Raw genomic sequence first — 20,928 nt, forward strand, 5'->3', positions numbered from 1 at the left:
CAACGAGGAGGAAGCACATGACCACCACCACCGCACGTGAACTGCGAGAGGGCCGGTCGCTCGTCGAGCCGGAGCTGTTCCACCGGCTCGTTCAGCGAGTCGCCGAGGAGCACGACCGAGACCTGAGCATGGCGGCACGGATCGTGGACCAGGCACTGGCGTTCCTGGGCACCACCGCCACCCACCAGGGCCGACCGCTGTCACCGTCAGAGATCGTGGACCCGGGGTGGCACGAGTTCATCCTGCACACGGTTGACTACTCCGCGTTCTGCGAGCAGATTGCAGGGCGGTTCCTGCACCACGTGCCCACCGACACTGAGGACCCGTCCACCCGGGGCGAGTCCGCTCACGATGCGATCCAGTACACGGTGGACGCTATCGCCGAGGCCGGGTTCTACGTCGACACCGACCTGTGGCCCACCGCGCACGCGGTCGCCTGCTCGCAATGCCATCAGGGCTGCACCAGCTCCACCACGCCCTGACCGACCACGAGGAGACACGATGCACCGCCGCTCATGGGAGGAACTGCCCACCGCGCTGCGCCGCGTCGTCGAAGCGGAGACCGGGCCCGTGGTCCGTGCTGAGGCGCCGTCTGCGGGACGCAACTCGGCCTTCGCCGCGTTCCTGCACACGGCCGACGGGTCGGTGTTCGTCAAGGGCGTTCCTGACTGTGACCGGCTCGTGGCAGTGCATGAACACGAGATCCAAGTCAACGCTCGACTGCGAGACGCAGTGCATGACGCGCCTCGCTTGTTGTGGGTCGTGCGCACCGAGGGATGGCTGCTCGCCGGGTACGAGACCGTGCCCGGCGAGCACGCCGACCTCACCCCCGGGTCGCCCGATGTTCTGGCGGTGGTCGATGCCCTCTCCCGTCTTGCACAGCAGCTCACTCCGAGCCCTGCCGCTGGCATGGCACCGTTGCGTAAGCGGTACGCACGCCTGGCGGGGTGGCAGTGGCTCGGGGAGCATCACCCGGACCGGCTCGACGCCTGGGAGGAACAGCACCTCGATCTACTGGTCCAGTTCGACATGGAGGTGCCGAGCCGCCTGCTCGGGGATTCTCTGGTCCACGGCGATATCCACCAGCTCAACCTGCTCGTCGACGGTGAACGGGTTCGTCTGATCGACTGGGCATGGTCCCGAACCGGTCCGCCGTGGGTCGACGCCGCGCTACTCATTCCCCGCCTGATCGGCGACGGGCACGAACCAGCCGACGCCGAAAGCCTAGTGTCCGGTACCTGGGGCGTACAGCATCCCAGCGCGACACCAGACGCCATCACGGCCTTCGCCGCGACCACCTACGGCCAATGGCGCCGCCTGGCAGTCGAGTACCCCAGCCCGCACCGCGATGCAGCATTGCGAGGCGCATGCCTGTGGAGCCAGTACCGACTTTCCGTGAGCTAGGCGCCTTCGGAACGACAGACGAAAGGCCCTAACTTGCTCGCCCTGGATTCCAGGGTCGTCGCAACACTCTGAGCCAGGTTGTTGCGACGACCGCTAGAACCAAAGCACGCGGTGGGACTTCCGCCATGTCTGTCAGGCCGATGTGAGATGCCCGCGCCTCCGCGACCCAACGAAGATGTCGTTGTCTGCGGGCCGATGAAATCCCGACAGGGTTGCGATCTCGCTGGCAGTAAGGCCGCGCGCCTCCAACGAGTCAGCGATGTGCCGGGTAAGCCGCGGGTTCTCCACCGGGATCTCATCGCTCGCGGGCTCGTTGGTCCGCCATCCTCGGGCACTGAGTTGCTTCCAAAATGAGGTCCGCTCATCGCGAGTGATGAGGTCAAGCGAGTAGGCGCGCTCGATCAGGGACTGGATCGACGTTCCCCAGTACCGCTTGAGGTCGACGAACTTCCCCAACGTGAGTCGCCCTCGGAGCATCGGTTTGATCTCGGCCTCGGGCATCAGTAGCTCAGCAGCGAACGCGTTCGCTTGCTGTTCCATGTCGTCGCCTCCGTACTGGGAGTGAAGTACCAGGTGTCCAAGTTCGTGGGCGAGTGTCAGACGCTTTTTGTCCGATGGTGACGAGCTGTTGAGCATGACGATCGGGTAGTCGGTGGCCCACTGCGAGAGGCCATCGACCTTCGCGCCCGCGCCGAAGTCGGCCTCGGCGATGAGAACACCTGCTGCTTCCATCCAGGGGCTGAGCGAGTGCACAGGGCCGATAGGAAGCCGCCACTGCACGCGAACCATGCGAGCGGCGTACTCCGGGGGGTCCACGTCGGGATCGAAGGACGGCACGTGCCGGTCGGAACTCATATTGATCTCCTCGTGCAGCGCCGTCGTGTGGAGCCGGAGCATGTTCAGTCGTGCCTCAAGAGCGCGCCATACGGTCGGCTTGGCAGTGGCCCGTCTGCGCATATGCGCAGCCACGGCGATGCCGCCCTCAATGCGCACGCCGCGGCCGAGGAGGTCGGGTGTTACGCCGAGGGCACGTGCCAGCCGTTCGAGCGCCTCGGGCTCAGGTGCACGCAGGTCGTTCTCGTATCGCGATAGAGCGGCCTGCGTCATCTGTGCCGCTTCCGCAAGCTCTCCTTGGGTCATCCCCTTGGCCTGGCGGGCGGTCTTGAGGACCTCGCCAATGCCGCTCATCGAGCCTCAGTGCTCCCCTCGCCGTCCTGCTCCGATGCGCGGCGCAGGTCGATGGAAGGCAGGTCAGGCAGGACCGGTGAGTAAGTGAAGGGCAGAACTCCACCCGAGAGGTCATCCTCGATCGCGTACGCCCACACGGGATCCCCCTTGCTCTCGCGGTATGAAATGACAGGTTCGCCGATTTCGCGCAGATCCTTGCGCCAGCGGTAGCCGACAGCGAGGTTGATGCTCTGGAGACCGTCGAACGTTCCCGCGCCCCCGCCGCTCCAGAACAGGATGTCGGAGGCCGTCGGGTACGAGCGGATGCGGTCGCGGGCGCTGTGCCGCTTGATGCGCATGCGATAAGTGCGCCCGATGTCCGGTATCTGCACGATCAGTTCGCGATGAGGCTCACGGTTGACGAAAGTGACCCCTGGCACAGCCTCAAGCTCATCCTGGAGGTGCGCGAAGAGCCGGGGATGGATCACGTTGGCCATGTCGCGCTCAAACAGCCCTGGCAGCCATGACCGGAACTGGCTCTTGAACTCCTCGAAGTCGTCGCGAGCCTTGCCGGTAGCGACGAGGAGCGCGCGGGGGATCTTGTCCCCGATCTCTTCCAGGACAGACTGTGAATTTCGAGGTGAAAACATACCGGAAAATATACCAGCACATGCGGACCTCCGCGCCCTACATTCCGCCGCTCCGCGGTTACGGTTCCATCTCGATTCGAACGTGCGTTCGATATATGCGCTCACGGTTTGTGTTCGGCAGCTGCCCTACACTTCGCACGACTCGGGCTGTCGGCGCCGGTCCCGGTGACCACTCGCCTCCCCGTCACTACGAGTTCCGAAGTGAGCCGGGCACAGAGGGCCCACAGGACCCCTCGACGCGCCATTCGCTCGACATCGCCGGACGTGCGAACGAGAAGACCCCACCCTGCTCGTCTTGGGTTCTAGTGGTCGTCGCACCACCACAGCTCAGAGGGTGTGCGTTGGACTACCAGATCCGCGAAGACCGTCCACCGGACTTGCCATGTCACCCCAACGCGGGACCGTGTGCCTGGCTCGGCCGGGGACGGAGGCGTTCGGCGCTGTCTGCGCGTGCGGTGTTCTGCACCACGGCTTGGACAGAACGGACGTGGTCGCGTTGGATCAGGGTGGTCGGTGGCCCGCCGAGCAGATTGTCTCCTGTCACTTCGTAGAGGTCTCGGTATGCGGCCACGGCGACGACGCCATCAAGCCACTCACGTTCGGCCGGTCCGTGGGGACGACGTGGTAGGTGCCGAGTCCAGGGTTCGAGGTCGCGGAGGGCTTGGCGAGCCAGGGTGTGCGCGCGTTGACCGATGAGTTCGGCACGCTGATCGAGGGCTTCACGGACGTCCTGCGGGAACTGCCCTTGGGCCTGTGGGACCAGTCCGACGATCCGGTCCCGCCTGGTCGACGTGCGCATTGCTGCGTGGGTGAGTCGGTCGTGCAGGACGGCGGCGATGTCGTCGGCGTCGTACAGGCTCCTGGTGGCTGCGATCCGGTGCAGGAGCCGGTTGACGTCGTGGCCGTCTGCTTCGGCTCGGCGTATTTCCGCGCACAGTGGTCCGAACGCGTCCGACTCCACGACCTGGGCGATGTCACGCCGGGTGAAGCCTTCCCCGGCCAGGGTGTGCGCCACGAGTTGGGTCCAGCGGGGTCGCTGGGCGTGGTTGGCGATGGTGTCGTACTCCGCGGCGAGCTGCGCGATGGAACCCCAGCGGTGTTCCTCGTCGTACCGGGTCTGGTGTGCGGAGGACTCTGCGCCGACCCGGTACAGGATGCCCGCCAGGACTGTGCGGGCCGCATCGAGGTCCGGCAGGTCCGGGTCGATGTGCGCGCCGATGGCGTGTTCGTGGTTGTGGTTCCGGTCGGGCTGGTCGACGGGCACGAACATGGCGTTCGTCGCGCGGCCTCGCGTGAGGGCGACGTACAGGTTCTCCCGGCTCATGCTCGGGCTCGCAACCGTGTAGGCGGTGTCGACGGTCAGGCCCTGGGCGCGGTGCGCGGTGATCGCGTAGCCGAGGTCGACGTGCTCGGCCACGTACGCGGCGGGCAGGCGGACCATCTGACCGCTGAGTTGCTGGCGGTCGGCGTTCCGGGCATCGGTGTGCGCGTCGGGATCGATGCGCTGGGCGGTGACCGACCCGTCGGCGTGAACGTCGGTGATCTGCCACCGGTCGCCGTTGCGGACCCATCCGGCGTGTCCGTGGCGCAGGGTGCGGTCGTTGCGCCGAGTGAGGATGAGGTCTCCGGCCGAGGCGCGGGTCTGCCCGGTCAGGCGCACGGTGTTGCCGTCGGAGACCTGTCCGGTCAGGACGCGTTCGGCGCGGGCTCGGCGGTTGAGGTCGTTCATCGTGGCGGTGTCCGGCACGACCAGCACCGACGACAACCCCGTCTCGGTGTCGGCCTTCCAAGCCGTGTACGCGGCGTCGGTCATGTCCTCGGTGCTGCCCGCCTGGATGCGTCCATGCTCCTGGTAGGTGGCAAGGATGCTGGGGTCACCGTCGCGCAGTCGGAGTGTGGCGCGCTTCTCCCAGTCGGCGTGGAAGCGATGCACCTCGATCAGCGTCGGGACGTCACCGGTGGTGCGGGCGCGTTCGCCGGTCAGGAGGGTCAGGGCTCCACCGGTCTCCACGGCGGGGAGTTGGGCGGGGTCGCCGACCAGGAGCACCTTGGCGCCGGCCTCGACGGCCGCGCGGGTGAGGCGGTCCAGGGTGTGCGTGCCGGCGAGGGATGCCTCGTCCACGATCACCAGTTGCCCAGCCGCGAACTGCGCCCGCCCGTGCTGGTGGCGGGTGAGCCACATCGCGGTGTTCTCGCATTCGATCCCGAGCTCGGTGCTCAGGACGTCAGCGGCAGCGGCGGAGGGCGCTAGACCGACGACGGTGCCGGGGCCGTGCTGCCCTTCCCACAGGGTGCGCAGTGCGCGCAGGGTCGTGGTCTTCCCGGTCCCTGCCGGACCGACCAGTAGGTCCAGGCGGCGCCCTGAACTGGCCACGGCCGCGATGGCGTCAGCCCGCGACGCGTCGAGCGCACCGTCCCGCACACCCTGGTTCAGGATGGCTCGCAGCCACTCGCCGCCTACGCATGGTGCGGTGTGGTCGTCCATGAGTCCGAGGAGACGCTTCTCCGCGTCCAGGACGGCCTGGGAGGTGAACACGGTCGAGTGCTTGGGGCGCAGGGTGCTGGACCCGTCCGCGTGCTGCATCGCCAGGGGTGTCGGGGCCAGTTCGGGTGGGGTCAGGGTGACTGAGCTGCCCTCGGCTTGGGCGACGATCCGGGCCACGATCTGGACGCGGTCCTGGTGGGTGGCCATGCGCCAGTGCATGGTCTGGCGTTCTGCTTCGGCCCACAGGTTCCAGTGCTTCCACGTGGCCCGCTTGTCCCCCACCACGCCCAGCACCACCGAGGCTGCCATGTCCACCACGTCCTGGGGGACGTCACCGGCCGCGAACACCTGGCCCGGTTCTGCCAGAGCAGCGGACAGCAGTCCCTGCGCCCACGCGGTCGGGTCCTGGCCCAGGATGCGGCGGGCCCGCCCTCTCCACTGCTCCGAGAGGTCGGCCAAGGACTCGATGGTCTTGGGCGGGCGGGTCTCCAAGGTGGCCTGTTCGCGCAGCCGGTTGATCGTGCCGGGAGACGGGGTGCGCCCGTGCTCCTCGCGGTAGTCGTCGATGAGCTGGTCGGCGCAGTGCTCGATCTCGGCCGAGCGGTTGGAGAACTCTTCGATCAGCTCGTCAGTGACGCCGACGATCTCCATGCGCGGGTTGCGGTCCTTGCCCCGGACGCGTCGTTCCCACTTCACGCCCAGGGCGCCGGTGAGGCGGTCGGCCAGGACGGCGTTGTAATGCTCGCTGAACGCGACGTTCGCGTTGAACAACGCCCTCGAGTCCAGGGTGCGCCACTTGCCATCAACCAGGGCACGGACCTTGTTCGCGATCACCAGGTGCGTGTGAAGCTGCGGGTCGTGCGCACGGGAGTCCCAGTGGTCGTACGCGGTGGCGATCACCCCGGAGACGTCGGCCTGCATGATCGACCCGTTCCCGGCATCAGTTCCCATCCTGGTGGCGGCAATGTGGTCCTCGATGAACTTGATCGTCTCGGCCATCGCCGCCCGGTGCGCACCCAGGATGATCGCCTGCGTGTTCCGGTCCGACAGGCCCCACAGGACCGAGACCGACTTCGCGGGCGAGAACGTCAGATCAAACCCGGCGACCGCCGTCCGCTTCCCGACCAGCGCCTCGTCCCACACGATGTCATCGACGGCGGCCTGCCGGTCCTCGGGGCTCAGGTTCGGGTCCAGAGCAGCGGCACGGTTCTCGATCCGCTCACGCAGCGGCACGATCTTCGGGTAGGCCCGTCCCAGGGGCTCGGTCGTGACCGGATCCCGGCCCGCTTCCAGGAGCCGCTGGAGCTGGGTGGTGATCACGCGGTCCCCCGGGACCAGGACACCTCCACCGAGGTCCGCGACGCCGCTTCCGAGCCAGTACCCGGGTGGGGTGCCCACGGCCGTGTAGTACGCGGTGACCGGGTCCAGGCCGGGGCCGTCGCCGAGGTCCGGGGCGTCACAGTCGGCGTTGGCCACGGAACCGGTCAGGTACTCCGTGCCGTTGCCCACGCTCATCGGAACGATGCTCACCGCCACGACCGATCACCACCCTTGGTGTGTGCGGGCGAGGTGTGCGGGCCGTCGGCCAACGGTGCCAAAACGCACCAACGCCAACGGTGCCGTCGCTCCTCAACTGCCTGAGGTGTGCTGCGTTGCCAGGCGACCAACCCCGCGTACGTCGTCGCCCGCCTGCGACTTGCCAGCCGCGTGCCGTAGTCCGTACCGCTGCCGTCGCTCAGTGCACGCGCTGTACGTGTCCAGTTCGCTGCAACGTGCACCTGCATAGTCGCGCAAGTCAGGTAGGAGGGAGCAGCGGGGTGGGAACCCCGGGCGATGACCCAACCCGCTGCGCCGGCGAACGTCTCGGGGCGCATCGCCGGGGCGGGCCGGTGCGGGCCGGTGGCGTTGCCGCCAACGACAACGGGGCCCAGACACCGAAGTGTCCGAGCCCCGTTCCCCTGCCTGCCCCTGCGGGAGGGTTCAGGCCGCTGTGCGCTTGGCACCCGCCGCCTCCTGCTCCGCCAGCCACGCCAACACCTTCGAACGCCGGTAGACCACCCGACGCTGACCGAGCCGGAACGACTCGGGCCCCTTCCCGATGTACCGCCACCACCGCAGCGTGTTCTCGGGCACGCCCAGGAGGTCAGAGACCTCCCGCGTGCGCAGCAACGGATCAGTTTCCATTACGAACCAGCCTCCCTAGTTGTAACCAACTTTGAATTCTAGTGAAACATATTTTCTAGTGGCTGTAAACAAGAATCGCCGGTACGGTTGGAGCGTGGCAGCAGACGAACGAGACGTACACGTCGGGCAGAACCTCACCAAGCATCGAGGCATCCGCAGTCAGAAGGCCCTTGCGGACTGGATGCGTATGCGTGGCTGGAAGTGGTCCCAGGCCACGGTCTGGTCCATCGAGAAGGGGGAACGCCCACTCAAGTTCGTTGAAGCCGTCGATCTGGCCGAAGCCCTCGACATCCGTATCGAAGACCTCTTGCAGGAGCCCGAGCTGGCGACCGCCACACGCGACGTCTCCGCCCGCACCCGCCAGACCCTTGCCCTGGCCGAGCACGCCACCGAAGCACTCATCGAGTTCGAACGTGAGCGCCGGAACCTGGACGACGCGATCGACACCGGCGTACGACTTCCGGGCTGGGACCGCATGGCCGACCACAACCAGATCAGCAGCGCCCTGACCTACACCACCGAGGTCATCGCCGACATGGCCCGATCACAGGTCGAGCGGGAGCGCGATCCGCTACTGGCCCGCAAGAGCGATCCCGAGCGCGTCAAGCAGATCATCCTCGAACGCGAACAGGTCTGGTTCATCCCCGACCAGTGGCGCGCCAAACGTGGCCTCCCACTTCGCGAAGACCCCCAAGAACCCCCGGATACCCCACAGGAAGGAACGACCGATGGCGTCCATCAAGAAGAGACCGAACGGTAAGTGGCGCGCCCGCTACCGAGACGAAGCCAAGAAGGAACACTCGCGCCACTTCGATCGCAAGACCGACGCTCAGGACTGGCTGGATGAAGTCACCGCCACGGTTGTGACAGGTACGTACGCCGATCCCAAGCGTGGGGCACTCACGTTCGACCAGTGGTGGGGCGTCTGGTCTGAGCGCCAGGTCTGGGCGACCGGCACCACCGAAGCAGCAACCACCGCGTTCGAGTCGGTCACGTTCGGATCAGTTCGGATGCGGGACATCAGGCCTTCGCATCTGGAGAAGTGGGTCAAGGCGATGTCTCAGCCCACCAAGACCCGGAAGAAGGGCCTGGAGCCGTCCACGATCACGACGCGATTCAACTACGTCCGAGCAGCCTTCGCGGCTGCCACTCGTGATCGCGTGATCGGGATCGACCCGGCGACGAACGTCAAGCTTCCTCGGCGCAGGCGCGCCGAAGCGGCGATGACAATTCCCGAACCTCTCAGCGTGCGGAAGGCGCTGGAAGTCGCACCGAAGTACTTCTCCGGGTTCATCGCTGTCTGCGCGTTCGCCGGCCTCCGGCTCGGAGAGGCGGCCGGGCTCCAGGTCAGCGACATCAACTTTCTCGGTCGCACGATCACCATCAACAGGCAGATACAGGGTTCCACCGCAGCGACGTCAACGATCGAGCCACCGAAGTACGGCTCAGAGCGGACCATCCACGTGCCGCGCGAGCTGCTGACGATGATCTCCAGCCACATCGAGAAGTTCGCTCCGCGTGGTGACGAGCAGTGGATCTTCTGGAACCCCAACGGAGACGAGCGCGGACTCTGGAACCGCAACAGCGCGTCACAGGCGTGGCGAATGACGCGCCGTCAGGTGGGACTGGACGCCTACACGCTCCACGATCTGCGGCACTTCTTCGCGTCGGGCCTGATCGCCGACAACTGCGACGTCGTCACCGTCCAGCGGGCTCTGGGTCATTCCAGCCCGACCATCACGCTCGGCACGTACGCACACCTGTGGCCGAGCGCTGAGGACAAGACCCGAGCGGCGGCCACGTCGCTCATGCGGACCGTGCTGTCCGCACAGCCCGTGGCTGAGGCCGCGAAGTCCTCCTGACAGACTAAACGGGCGGCCACCGGAATCCCGGCAACCACCCGTCAGCCAGTGCTCATCGTCCGCTCTTGCGGACTGTGTGCGGACTGCCAGCCTAAAACGGGCTGCTGACCTGCATGTTCACCGGTAGTTCGTGAACTGCAGCGCGAAGTCCAGGTCCGAGCCCTTCAGCAGGGCCATGACCTCCTGCAGGTCGTCGCGCGACTTGCTGGTCACGCGCACCTCGTCACCCGTGATCTGCGTCTTCACGCCCTTGGGGCCCTCTTCGCGGATGATCTTGGTGACCTTCTTCGCGGACTCCCCTGCCAGCCCTTCCTTGAGGGTGGCCTCGAGGCGGTACTCCTTGCCCGACGGCCGGGGCTCCCGCTCGCCGACGTCGAGCGCCTTGAGCGAGATACCGCGCTTGATCAGCTTGATCTCGAAGACGTCCAGGGCCGCGAGCACACGCTCCGACGAGTTGGCGACGATCACTATGTTCTCGCCGCTCCAGGCGATCGAGGCGCCGACGTTCTTGAAGTCGTACCGCTGCGAGATCTCTTTGCCCGCCTGGTTCAGCGCGTTGTCGACCTCCTGGCGGTCGACCTTGCTGACGATGTCGAACGACGAGTCGGCCATGTGGTGCTCCTTCTATGTCATACCCGGGCGCCCCTGCACGCCCAGTTGGATTCGGCACCACCGTATCCGCAGCCAGGGAGCGCGACGAACGCATTCCGTGGCGGCGGACAGGTGAGGTCAGAACATCCCGGGCGGAGTGCCCCAGTCCGGGCCCGACGTCGGACCGCCGATACCGCCCTGGCCGTAACCGCCCGACGGGCCGCCGGCCATGGCCTCGAGGCGACGGATCCGGTCCGCCATCGGCGGGTGCGTGGCGAACAGGCGGCCGATCCCCGCGCCCCGGAACGGGTTGGCGATCATCACGTGGGACACGTTGGTGAGCTCGCGGTCCTGCGGCAGGGGCGCCCGCTGCGTGCCCTGCTCGAGCTTGGCCAGCGCCGATGCCAGCGCGAGGGGGTCGCCCGTGAGGCGGGCGCCGTCCTCGTCGGCGTCGTACTCACGCGTGCGGGAGATCGCCATCTGGATGAGCATCGCGGCGATCGGGGCGAGTATCGCCATCGCCAGTGCCGCGAGCGGGTTGCCGCCCTCGCGACGGTCGCCGCCGCCGAAGAACAGCAGGAACTGCGCCAGAGCCGTGACGAGCCCGGCCAGCGCGGACGCGACCGACGCCGTGAGGATGTCGCGGTTGTAGACGTGCATGAGCTCGTGCCCCAGCACGCCGCGCAGCTCGCGCTCGTTCAGCAGCTGGAGGATGCCCTCCGTGCAGCAGACCGCGGCGTTCTTCGGGTCGCGCCCCGTCGCGAACGCGTTGGGCGCCTTGGTGGGCGAGATGTAGAGCCGGGGCATCGGCTGGCGCGCCGCCGTGGACAGCTCGCGCACTATGCGGTGCATCTCCGGTGCCTGCAGCTCCGTGACCGGGTAGGCGCGCATCGCGCGGATCGCCAGCTTGTCGGAGTTCCAGTAGCCGTACGCGGTGGTGCCCAGCCCGATGAGCACGAAGATCCACAGCATGCCGCTGGAGCCGCGCCCGAAGAGCGCCCAGAGCCCGAGGATCACGGCCCACATGCCACCGAACAGCGCGGCGGTCTTCAGCCCGTTGTAGTGCTTGTGCATCGCACTCCTTTCCTCCCAGCCGAACGTGCCGCGCCGGGCGGCGGTTCCCACAATGCCGTCGAAGGAGGCCTGTGGCGAGAACTGGGGCGAGAAAGAGCTGGGGCGGAGCGAACCACTTGGTCGCTCCGCCCCAGTTCTACTTCGCCACAGCTCTACTTCGCTGCGGTTCTACTGCGCTGCAGCTCTACTTCGACAGGGCCCTGGCGATCGTCACCATCTCCTCGCGGGGGACGACCTTGACGCGCTCGCGCCCCTCGGCCTCGCCGAGCGACCGCTCGTGCGCGTCCAGGAGCTCCCAGCCCGCCCACTCGACGTACTCGACGCCCTTGCCGCCGAGGAACTCCAGGATGGCCTCCGGCTCGCCCTGGGGCGCGGTTCGGCCGCCGTCCAGGTCGCCGGGCGCCTCGCCGTCGGCCACACCGGTGACGTCCTCGACGAGGTGGCGGATGGTCTCCGACGCGTCGGACTTGGTGTGGCCGATGAGACCCACCGGGCCGCGCTTGATCCAGCCCGTCGCGTAGACGCCGGGAACCTGGTTCCCGTCGATGTCGACGACCCGGCCCTCGCGGTTGGTGATGACGCCCTTGACGTCGTCGTACGGGATCTCCGGCAGGGACGAGCCGAAGTAGCCGACGGCACGGTAGACGGCCTGGACGGGCCAGTCGGTGAACTCGCCCGTGCCCTTGACGGTGCCGTCGCCCTGCAGCGCGGTGCGCTCGGTGCGGAACCCGACGACCTTGCCGTTCTCGCCGAGCACCTCGACGGGAGCGTGCAGGAAGTGCAGGTGCAGCCGGCGCGACGCCGTGTTCTGCGCCGGGTCCTTGAGCGTCCAGTCGACCAGGGTCTTGACGACCTGCTTGGTCTGGTTCGACGAGTTGATGGCGGCCTCGGAGCCCTCGTCGAAGTCGAAGTCCTCCGGGTACACGACGATGTCGACGTCGGGCACGTGGCCGAGCTCGCGCAGCTCGAGCGGCGAGAACTTGACCTGGGCCGGGCCGCGGCGCGCGAACACGTGCACGTCGGTGACCGGCGAGGACTTCAGGATCTCGTGCACGTTGGCCGGGATCTCGGTCGGCAGCAGGTCGTCCGCGTGCTTCGCCAGGATGCGCGCCACGTCGAGGGCGACGTTGCCGGCCCCGATCACGGCCACCTGCTCCGCCTCAAGCGGCCAGGTGCGCGGCACGTCGGGGTGGCCGTCGTACCAGGACACGAAGTCGGCGGCACCGTAGGAGCCGTCGAGGTCGATGCCCGGGATGTTCAGCTCGGCGTCCTTGATGGAGCCGGTCGAGAAGATGACGGCGTCGTAGAACTGGCGCAGGTCTTCGAGCTTCACGTCCACGCCGTAGTCCACGTTGGCGATCAGGCGCACGTCTCCACGGCTCAGCACCTTGTGGAGCGCGACGATGATCTGCTTGATGCGCGGGTGGTCCGGTGCCACGCCGTACCGCACCAGACCGAACGGCGCGGGAAGGCGCTCGAACAGGTCGATGCTCACGTCGAGGTCGGTCTTGGACAGGATGTCGCTCGCGTAGATGCCGGCAGGGCCGGCGCCGACGACGGCGACACGCAGGGGTCGGGTGGTGCTCACGAAAGGGGCGCCTTCCGGTCGAGGTCAGGAGAGGAAGCGAAGGCCGCTGACGATTCTACCGATTGAGTAAGGCGCGCCTCACCCCCGCTCAGGGGGTGGACGTGGCGTTCCTGTGAGAATCCTCGCGTCAGGAGCTCAGTGCCCCTGCTCGCGCTCGCGAGCGACCTTGGCAGCACGACGCCGGAGCTGGGACCTCTCGGCCGCTTCGTCAAGCGCGCCGTACCCCGCGAAGCCGAGCGCGAGCAGTGCCAGGAGTCCTGCGATCACGGTGACGGGGATGAGGTCCAGCGCCCTGGCGAGCAGCGCCACGCCGACAAGGCCCAGGCCAATCCAAAAACTCCACTTGATGACGCGACTCATACGGAACGCTCCAGTGCTGCGACCAGTCGAGGGATCTGACCGCCCGCGTCGGCAGGGTTGCCGCTGATCCGGACCATCGGGAGCACGTGCTGGGCGAGTCCGGCGACCGGATGCCCCAGGTCCACGAGAGCGGACTCCAGTGCACCCACCAGACGGTCGGGCTGCCGCCAGGTGCCGAACCACCAGAGAACGCGCTGTCGCCGTGCTGGATCTTCCGCTCCGAACGTCCCGGCCATGTCCACATACTTTCGACGGGCGACCGGCCCCAGGGCCGCGACGAAGGCCACGCCGTTCCAGGCCCAGACCGCGGTGCGCCCGGTGGTGAGCAGGCCACGCCCGGGGACCATGCGGCCAAGCTTCCACGCTGGTCGCGCGGCCGTGATCGAGGCGACATCGAACCGGTCGAACGGCACCACGTGGGGGCGCAGGAACAGGGCGAACGAACCGATGAGCAGGCCTCGGTCGAGCACCACAACCTTCTCCGCGCCCATGTATCCGAGGATGATCCAGCCGAACAGGATCAACCAAGGGATCTGAAGGAGCGAATCGACGATCCCGCCGTTTCCGAGCGTGATGCCGACGACGACAAAGAGGCTGAACCCGATCGCGACCCACCACGCCGTCGGTGACGGCGGGTTTGCCTCGACGTGCCGGATCCTGCCGAGCTCCGGGAACTCTGCAGCGATCCGGCGGATCTTCCCCGTGACGCGGTCACCGGTGACGGAGGAAACGCCCGCAGCGCTCACGCGGCGAGCAGCTTTCCGGGGAGCGCGCGGACGACTGCCGCCCCCACCTCGGTGAACGTGAACCGGTCGTCCACCCCGTCTCGCTCGCCGCCTTCCAGCGTGAACACCCCGCGAGGCCCGGAGTAGACGGTTGCGTTCCGCACCGTGTCCCCGCCTATCTTGGCGACCGACAGCACGCACACCGTGAGAGCCTCCGTCAGCTCGGGCATGGTCGCCGCGGCGGCCTCGAACTCCGGCACCGTGAACGTGCGCGGCTTGCTGCCCATAATCGCGGCGGACGTGGGGTCGAGGAATGCCTCCAACCGCTCACCGAGATACTCCTCGGGATACACCGAGTAGGTGTGGTGACCGCTCGTCGCGACCTCCTCCTCCAGGATCCCGTAGCCCTCGTGCACGTAGCAGTACACCCAGTGCCGGCCCAGCGTGGTCACGCGCTCGACCGTGAGGATCGCCTGGGGGGTCCGCCGCAGCACGAGGGTACCGGTGAGCTCGGGGATCGCATCGATCCCCACCGGCTGGCCCTCGCCCCGGTCGGCGGGCACCACATAGCCCTGGCCGAGGAGCGCCCGCAGGGCCACCTTGCCCACGAGCTCTCTGTCGATGTCGCCTTGCGTCTCGAGCCACGGCATCGGCGTGGGCTGAGCTGTCTGGACACCGTCGAGCACCATGACCTGCTCGTCGGTCAGGTTCACGATCCGCATCGCCTTGCCGGCCTCGGCACGTCCGAGCACGGCGATCGCCGCCTCATAGTCGGCCTTGGTGAATTTCAATGTCTGCTCGCTCAACTGAACAGCCCCCCTACGAAGTCACCGGCGGCTTCCAGGCCGTCACCGACCGCTTCGCCGGCATCGGATATGGCGTCTCCTGCCGCGTCCGCCATGTTACCGACCCCGTCGCCCACCCAGTTCGCAGCGTCTCCGACAGCGCCAGAGATCGAGTCCCAGTTGTCGTACACCAGGTTGCCCAGCGCCCAGGCGCCCGCAACCAAGCCCGCACCGACGACGACCCCGACGCCCACGGGGCCGAGCATCGCGGCCCCGCCGAGGGCGATCATGAGACTGCCGCCACCACCGACGACCGACGCGACGCCCATACCCCGATCGACCCAGCCACGAGCGCCGTCGTACTGAGTGTTGAACATCTGGTTGAGTCCGCCGACGACACCCAGCACGCCACCGAAGCCGCCCGCTACGCGCCCAGCGGTAGTGGTCCACTTGGCAGCCTTTGCGATGTCGGCCGTCGTGCCGCCCACCTCCGCCAAGGTGCGTCCGACGAGCCCCTTCGCGCCGCGATAGACATCCCTGGTCGTCTCGGTGATTCTTGCCGCGTCGCCGAGCCGGGTAGCCTGGAGGAACGCGTTCAGCGCTCTGCCGGTCTTGATGGCCTTCATAGTGTCCCTGACCAGGCCAAAAGCCCCCATGCCCAACGCCCCGGCCAGGCCCAGCCCGGCCCAGTTGATGCCGCCGTCGTTCCCGAGCTCCCCGCCGCCAGGCCAACCGCCCGGACCGCCGCCGTTGTACTCGTTCGACGTGGTCTCCTGCGCGTCGGCGTTGGAGCGCACCGTGAGGGCGGCGTCGCTGAGCGCGGCGGCCGCATCCCTGAGCTTTGTCAGGTGGCTGCCGGTCCACTCCTGCCGAAAGCCGTCCGCGTCGGGACCGCTCCAGCCGTCCTCTTGCGGAGTTGCAGCCTCGACGGCCGTGGCGACCGTATCGAGCGTCTCGCTGCCCTCGTCGAACTTGTCGGCAAGGAGACGCAGCGCCTCGATATCGGCGCCGGACATGCTCCCGCTCACGTGGTCCTCCTCGTGTTTCGCCACCGACAAGTTCGGATGGCCGCCCAACCCCTACTGATCAAGGGATGCGGGACCGTGACGGTCCCGCATCCCTTGTCGTTGGCCCCCGCGTGTACGGGAACCCTCCTACCTGGAAGAGCTCGGGCTCGATCAGAGCGAGGCCGAGGTGCTCTCCTGGGTGTTGGCGTTGTTGTCCGCCGTGGTGCCGTAGGCCTCGAGCGCAGCGGCGATCTCGTTCAGCTTGGCGGCGTGGGTGCCGTCCCACTCCTCCTGGAACTGCGTGGCGTCCTGGCCGTTCCACTGGGTCTGGGACATCTGGCTCGTGATCGTCGTGACGACCTGACGCACGCCCTCGGCCTGCGTACGGAGCGTGTTGGCCAGGCTCCGTACTGCCTCTACGTCAAGACCGAAGACGTTGCCACCCTCTGCAACCATGTCATGCTCCTTTTTCTGTGGCTGTCCCCTCGGACAGCCTCCGTTTCTGCGACGTCACGAACTATTTCACGGCCCGCGACGCGGTGGAATGGGGAGTACTCCCCATGCCCCTCGTCACCCCGGTAGGGCGACGTGGATCTTGGTAGCCCGACCCGCCGTGACGAGGAAGCCACGGCCCGGCGGGAAGTCCTTGCGCCGGATCCGGCCCAGCGGCGTGTTCATGAGCGTCTCGCCGTCGGTGTCTCCTGGCGTGAGGAGCAGGCCGTTGCGGCCGGACTTGAAGGCCCCGGCCAGCGTGAACGCCTTGCTCCAGGTGGACGACTCCGACTCACCGATGACCAGCTGCTCCTTGCGGGTCGCGAGCTTGACGAAGGCCTCCATCGGCTTCTCCGCAGGCGTGCCCGTGAGCTCGGTGTAGTTCTCGATCATCACGGTGAGAGTACCCGGGGCGAGCCGATCGCTCTCGAGGGCCGTGGTGAGGTCCTTGAGGGACTCCACGATGTCCTCCGGGGTCGACGCGGTCACGTCCCACAGGTCCAGCGCGGACAGGCTCGATCGCCGCGACGTCAGGTACACCAGACGTGTGCCGCCGTTCCTGCGCAGCGCGGTCGCGAGCGACACGAACGCCGTCGTGCGTCCGGCGCCAGGCGGGCCGGCCAGCATGAACGGGCCACGCATGGGCAGGCCGATCGGAGCGATGTCGAGGTCGCGCAGGCCGATGGTGGCCAGGTCCCCGGTGCGCTGCGGCAGCTGGTCGAGCGTAAACGAGTCGGGCAGCCGCTCGACGCCGGGCGCCTGGGGCACACCACCGACCGAGCGCATGGTCTGCTCCAGCCGGGCGAGCTCGCGTGACTGCACGGCCGCGTTGGAGTCACCACCGAGCACGGCGATCTGCGCCTCCTGGCCGTACATGATCGCCCGTCCGGGTGCCGACGCCGGCGTCAGGACGTCCTTCGGCGCGTTGAGCATCACGTAGTCGTCCTCCTTCGCCATCCGGTGGATGATCCGCTTCTGCACGGTGGAGGCCAGCGACGGCGGCACGGACACCGCACGGTCGCCGCTCATGACGAGGTGGATGCCGACGGGCCGCCCGTCGGTCGCGAGCTGGGTGAAGGTCCCGAAGACCGAGAAGCCACGCGCGCTGATCGTCTCGTAGGCCTCACGGAACGCCCCGATACCGTCGACGAGCACGATGATGCGGGGCTCGTCGGGCTTGTTCGCGAGGCGCCGGTACTCGTCGATGGTCGACGCGCGCACGGCGGCGTAGCGGTCGGCGCGCTGGTCCAGCGTGTCGCGCAGCCTGCGCAGCAGGCGGGTCACCCGCTCCTCGTCGTCGCCCGCGATGATCGCGCCGACATGGGGCAGGTTCTCCAGCATCTGCAGACCACCGGAACCGCAGTCGATCCCGTAGACCTGCACGGGGCCACCCCGGTGCGTCAGGCCCGCTGACACCGCGATGGTGCGCATCGTCGTGCTCTTGCCCGTGCCACCGGTGCCGTAGATCGCGAGGTTGCCGTCGGTGTCGGGCTCGTAGTGCACGGTCGGCTGGGCCTGCTGCGGCGGGTTGTCCAGCACGCCGAGGACCAGCTGGGAGTCGGTGCGCCGGTTGGGCAGCAGCGCCAGGTCGTACGTGGCCGCCAGCTCCTCCAGCCACGGCTTGCGCGGCGCCGGAACGCCTGCTTCGGCCGCAGCGCGGCGGATCGTCGAGACCACCCGGGCGATGTCGTTGGGGCCGGGGTCCTGCTCGTCGACGACCTCGGGGGCCGGCAGCTCCCAGCGCCGTCCGGTGCCGAAGTCCATCTCCTCGACATCGAGGGAGGACCGCTCCGGCTGGTCGGTGGTCCACCCACCGGCATAACCGGTCTGGAACGTGGTGAGGCGGCCGGGACCGGTCTTCGCGGCGCCGCGGCCGGGGATCGACGGCGAGAAGTGCGCCGCCATCTCGTCACCGAGCACGTCCTTGGAGTCGTGCTCGTCGGCCATGCGCAGGGCGATACGCAGGTTGGTGTTGGCGCGCAGGTTGTCCTTGATGACACCGGCGGGGCGCTGTGTCGCCAGGATCAGGTGCAGGCCGAGCGACCGGCCACGCTGGGCGACGTCGACGACACCGTCCACGAACTCCGGGACCTCGCCGACCAGGGCCGCGAACTCGTCGACCACGATGATCAGGCTGGGCGGCGCCTCGGGGTCGCCCGTGCGCTCCAGGGACGCGAGGTCCTTGGCCTTCTTCCGGTTCAGCAGGTGCTCGCGGTAGTGCAGCTCGGCCCGCAGCGAGGACAGGGCACGCCGCACGAGGTGCGGCGACAGGTCGGTGACCAGACCGACCGTGTGCGGCAGGTGGACGCAGTCCGCGAACGCGGCGCCACCCTTGTAGTCCACGAACAGGAAGGTGACCCGGTCAGGGCTGTGCGCAGCGGCCATGCCGAGCACCCAGGACTGCAGGAACTCCGACTTTCCGGCACCGGTGGTACCGCCGACGAGAGCGTGCGGGCCCTGCGTGCGCAGGTCCAGGTGGAAGGGCTCCACGCCGTTGTGCCCGATGAGGGCGCGCAGGTTGGTGGGGGTCTTGCGGCGCACCGGCGGGGACCCGTCGCGCGGGGTGAGCGAGAGATTCTCCTTCCACCGCTCGATCACGCCGTTCGAGTCCCGGCCGAGCTCTGTCCCCGCGAGCGCCAGGTAGGAGACGGCGCGGGGCAGGTCGGACTCGTCGTCGGTCGGTGCGCCGACGTCGACCACCGGGGACAGGATCCTGGCCACCTCACGCGCGGTGTGCAGGTCGGCGACGTCGCAGCGCACCGGGTAGGCCAGCTGGCCGTAGTGCACCTCGCCGGTCATGGCCCCGTTCTCCTGGGCGGTGGAGTCCAGCAGCACGAAGGTGCGGCAGGCGGCGGGCAGCTGCTCGACGGTGGGTGCGATCCACACCACGTGCACGCCCGCCGTGGCGCCGCGCTCGACGAGGCGCACCAGCCGGGAACGCTCCACCGGCGCGTCGTCCTCCACGAGCACGACGACGGACGGCAGCACGGGCTTGGGCGGCTCGTCCGTGCGGTCCTTGTCCGCGTCCCGCTCCCCCACCAGGGGTGCCGGGCCGTCGAGGCTGACCCCGCGCGCCTCGACGAGCTCCTCGAGCCGCGTCAGCAGGGAGATGCCTGCGGCGGGGTCGTCGGCCAGGTGGTCGGACGCCCCGAGGGGGCTGTGGGGCGAGCCGGTGTGGGGCAGCCACTCCAGCCACTCCCAGTCCTGGCGTGACCGGGCGGAGGTGAGCGCGGTGACGACGACCTCTGCGGGCGAGTGGAGCGCGACGAGCTGGAGCAGGACCGACCGGCCGACGGGCTCCACGACACCGCTGGGTCCGGCGATGCCGACGTTGCCGCCGAACCGGAACCCGGCACTCATGGGGACGTCATGGATGGTCGCGCACCGGTCCTGGAGCTGCAGCACCTTCTCCCAGTGCTCGGGGATGGCGTCGTTCTCCCGGGGTTCGTCGAACCCTGTGCGCGCGGGTGCCGACCCGAGGCCGAACCGCACGGTGAGGAACCCCTTGTGCTCGGGGCGGTGCGTCCACATGAGCCCGCCGAGGCGGCGGACGGCGTCGAGCGACTCGGCGAGCGACGGCGACTCCGCGAGCCGGACGGCCCGTTCGACGGCGTGCGTGCGGTCGATGCGGTCCGCCGTGGCGACCACCTGCTCCTCGAACTGCTCGGACGCCTTCTCGAACTCCTTGCGCGCGTTGACCTTCCGGTCGAAGTACATCCCGACCATCATGATCGGGCTCATGAACATGAACATGAGCGAGATCGGGTTGCGGGTGACCGAGAACATCGCCGCGCCCAGCATCATGGGCGCGAGCATCATGAGCCACGGGAGACGCTGCGGCTGCGGCGGCCTGGGCGGCTTGGGCGCCTTGATCTTGATCTCGCCGAAGCGGGTGACCACACGTGGGGACCGGTTGAACTCGACCACGGGGCTGGTCGGGGCGATGCTCGTGGAGCGGTGCAGCGCGACCACGGAGAGCGTGGTCTCACCGAGGGTCACGGTGTCCGACGACGTCAGCACGGCGCGCGTCATCCGCTTGCCACCCATGACGAGGCCGTTCGCGGACGCGAGGTCGTGCACCTCGATCGACTCGCCCACGACGATCCGGGCGTGCCGCTTGGAGACCTGCCCGTCCTGGAGACGGATGTCCATGCCCCGGTCGCGACCGATGTAGGACGTACCGACCGGCAGCGGGAACTCGCGTCCCGCGTCCGGCCCCTCCATGACGCGGAGCTGCGCCACCGCCGTACCGCGGTCCTGCCCGGGGTTCACGAACTGCTCGGAGACCCGGACTATCGACACCACGGAGCCCGACCGCAGGCCCGCCTGGACCAGGTCGTTCGACGGGGTCAGCACCCGGCCGCTCGTGAAGCTGGTCGAGCCGTCCCCGACGACCTGCAGGGTGAGGTTCTCGGGTGCGGCAGCGCCGCCCCTGGTGGGGTCGCCGGAGAAGAGGGCCTCGGCCACGTCCCGCACCGTGGCGGTGGCGTCGGCCGTGACCGCGACGTTCACCGCGGACTCGTCGGGTCTGTTCAGCGTCAGCTTGATGCGCAC

Annotated in this window: 17 protein-coding genes; 4 read left to right on the forward strand and 13 right to left on the reverse strand. The window is 68.3% G+C overall.

What is annotated here, in order from left to right; translation table 11 throughout:
* The first annotated feature begins 17 nt into the window (after positions 1-17).
* On the forward strand, positions 18-482 hold the full coding sequence (locus AB0I32_RS14215; protein ID WP_357506961.1) for a hypothetical protein: 465 nt from the start codon (positions 18-20) through the stop codon (positions 480-482).
* A gap of 19 nt (positions 483-501) precedes the next feature.
* Positions 502-1,404 (forward strand): phosphotransferase, encoded by a 903-nt coding sequence (locus AB0I32_RS14220; RefSeq protein ID WP_357506963.1) that lies wholly within the window; start codon positions 502-504, stop codon positions 1,402-1,404.
* Positions 1,405-1,536: 132 nt separating this feature from the next.
* Here the strand turns inward: AB0I32_RS14220 and AB0I32_RS14225 are convergent, their stop codons facing one another.
* The 4 genes from AB0I32_RS14225 to AB0I32_RS14240 form a co-directional block, all read right to left on the reverse strand.
* The gene (locus AB0I32_RS14225) at positions 1,537-2,592 is read right to left on the reverse strand and encodes an XRE family transcriptional regulator (protein WP_357506965.1); all 1,056 of its coding nucleotides are present in this window, start codon (positions 2,590-2,592) and stop codon (positions 1,537-1,539) included.
* Positions 2,589-3,221: a hypothetical protein gene (locus AB0I32_RS14230; protein ID WP_357506967.1), complete on the reverse strand. Its 633-nt coding sequence runs from the start codon at positions 3,219-3,221 to the stop codon at positions 2,589-2,591. The genes AB0I32_RS14225 and AB0I32_RS14230 overlap by 4 nt, the downstream gene beginning before the upstream one ends.
* 385 nt (positions 3,222-3,606) lie before the next feature.
* Positions 3,607-7,221 (reverse strand): MobF family relaxase, encoded by a 3,615-nt coding sequence (mobF, locus tag AB0I32_RS14235; protein WP_357506968.1) that lies wholly within the window; start codon positions 7,219-7,221, stop codon positions 3,607-3,609.
* 465 nt (positions 7,222-7,686) lie between these two features.
* Positions 7,687-7,890: a helix-turn-helix domain-containing protein gene (locus tag AB0I32_RS14240; protein WP_357506970.1), complete on the reverse strand. Its 204-nt coding sequence runs from the start codon at positions 7,888-7,890 to the stop codon at positions 7,687-7,689.
* 94 nt (positions 7,891-7,984) lie between these two features.
* Between AB0I32_RS14240 and AB0I32_RS14245 the strand changes: the two genes are divergently transcribed.
* Positions 7,985-8,650 carry a helix-turn-helix transcriptional regulator gene (locus tag AB0I32_RS14245; RefSeq protein WP_357506972.1) on the forward strand — a complete coding sequence of 222 codons (666 nt, stop codon included), beginning with the start codon at positions 7,985-7,987 and terminating at the stop codon, positions 8,648-8,650.
* Entirely contained in the window at positions 8,619-9,752 is a 1,134-nt protein-coding gene (locus AB0I32_RS14250) for a site-specific integrase (protein ID WP_357506974.1), read from the forward strand. Before AB0I32_RS14245 ends, AB0I32_RS14250 begins: the two co-directional genes overlap by 32 nt.
* A gap of 117 nt (positions 9,753-9,869) precedes the next feature.
* On the opposite strand, the gene AB0I32_RS14255 is transcribed toward AB0I32_RS14250, so the two are convergent.
* The 9 genes from AB0I32_RS14255 to AB0I32_RS14295 all read right to left on the reverse strand — a co-directional run bounded on the left by AB0I32_RS14255 (position 9,870) and on the right by AB0I32_RS14295 (position 20,928).
* A complete protein-coding gene (locus AB0I32_RS14255) occupies positions 9,870-10,364 on the reverse strand; it encodes a YajQ family cyclic di-GMP-binding protein (RefSeq protein WP_357506976.1) in 495 nt (164 codons plus the stop codon).
* Positions 10,365-10,481: 117 nt separating this feature from the next.
* Positions 10,482-11,417: a zinc metalloprotease HtpX gene (gene htpX / locus AB0I32_RS14260; protein WP_357506978.1), complete on the reverse strand. Its 936-nt coding sequence runs from the start codon at positions 11,415-11,417 to the stop codon at positions 10,482-10,484.
* A 184-nt stretch (positions 11,418-11,601) separates the two neighbouring features.
* On the reverse strand, positions 11,602-13,005 hold the full coding sequence (locus tag AB0I32_RS14265) for an FAD-dependent oxidoreductase (protein WP_357506980.1): 1,404 nt from the start codon (positions 13,003-13,005) through the stop codon (positions 11,602-11,604).
* A gap of 135 nt (positions 13,006-13,140) precedes the next feature.
* Positions 13,141-13,365, reverse strand: a complete 225-nt coding sequence (locus tag AB0I32_RS14270; RefSeq protein ID WP_357506982.1) for a hypothetical protein — start codon at positions 13,363-13,365, stop codon at positions 13,141-13,143.
* The gene (locus AB0I32_RS14275; RefSeq protein WP_357506984.1) at positions 13,362-14,111 is read right to left on the reverse strand and encodes a hypothetical protein; all 750 of its coding nucleotides are present in this window, start codon (positions 14,109-14,111) and stop codon (positions 13,362-13,364) included. Before AB0I32_RS14275 ends, AB0I32_RS14270 begins: the two co-directional genes overlap by 4 nt.
* Complete coding sequence (locus tag AB0I32_RS14280) at positions 14,108-14,881, reverse strand: hypothetical protein (RefSeq protein WP_357506986.1); 774 nt, start codon at positions 14,879-14,881, stop codon at positions 14,108-14,110. Before AB0I32_RS14280 ends, AB0I32_RS14275 begins: the two co-directional genes overlap by 4 nt.
* A gap of 11 nt (positions 14,882-14,892) precedes the next feature.
* A complete protein-coding gene (locus AB0I32_RS14285; protein WP_357506988.1) occupies positions 14,893-15,903 on the reverse strand; it encodes a hypothetical protein in 1,011 nt (336 codons plus the stop codon).
* A 150-nt stretch (positions 15,904-16,053) separates the two neighbouring features.
* Complete coding sequence (locus tag AB0I32_RS14290; protein ID WP_357506990.1) at positions 16,054-16,338, reverse strand: WXG100 family type VII secretion target; 285 nt, start codon at positions 16,336-16,338, stop codon at positions 16,054-16,056.
* Positions 16,339-16,452: 114 nt separating this feature from the next.
* A complete protein-coding gene (locus tag AB0I32_RS14295) occupies positions 16,453-20,928 on the reverse strand; it encodes an FtsK/SpoIIIE domain-containing protein (protein ID WP_357506992.1) in 4,476 nt (1,491 codons plus the stop codon).

Source organism: Promicromonospora sp. NPDC050249, assembly GCF_040656015.1.
Classification (GTDB): domain Bacteria; phylum Actinomycetota; class Actinomycetes; order Actinomycetales; family Cellulomonadaceae; genus Promicromonospora.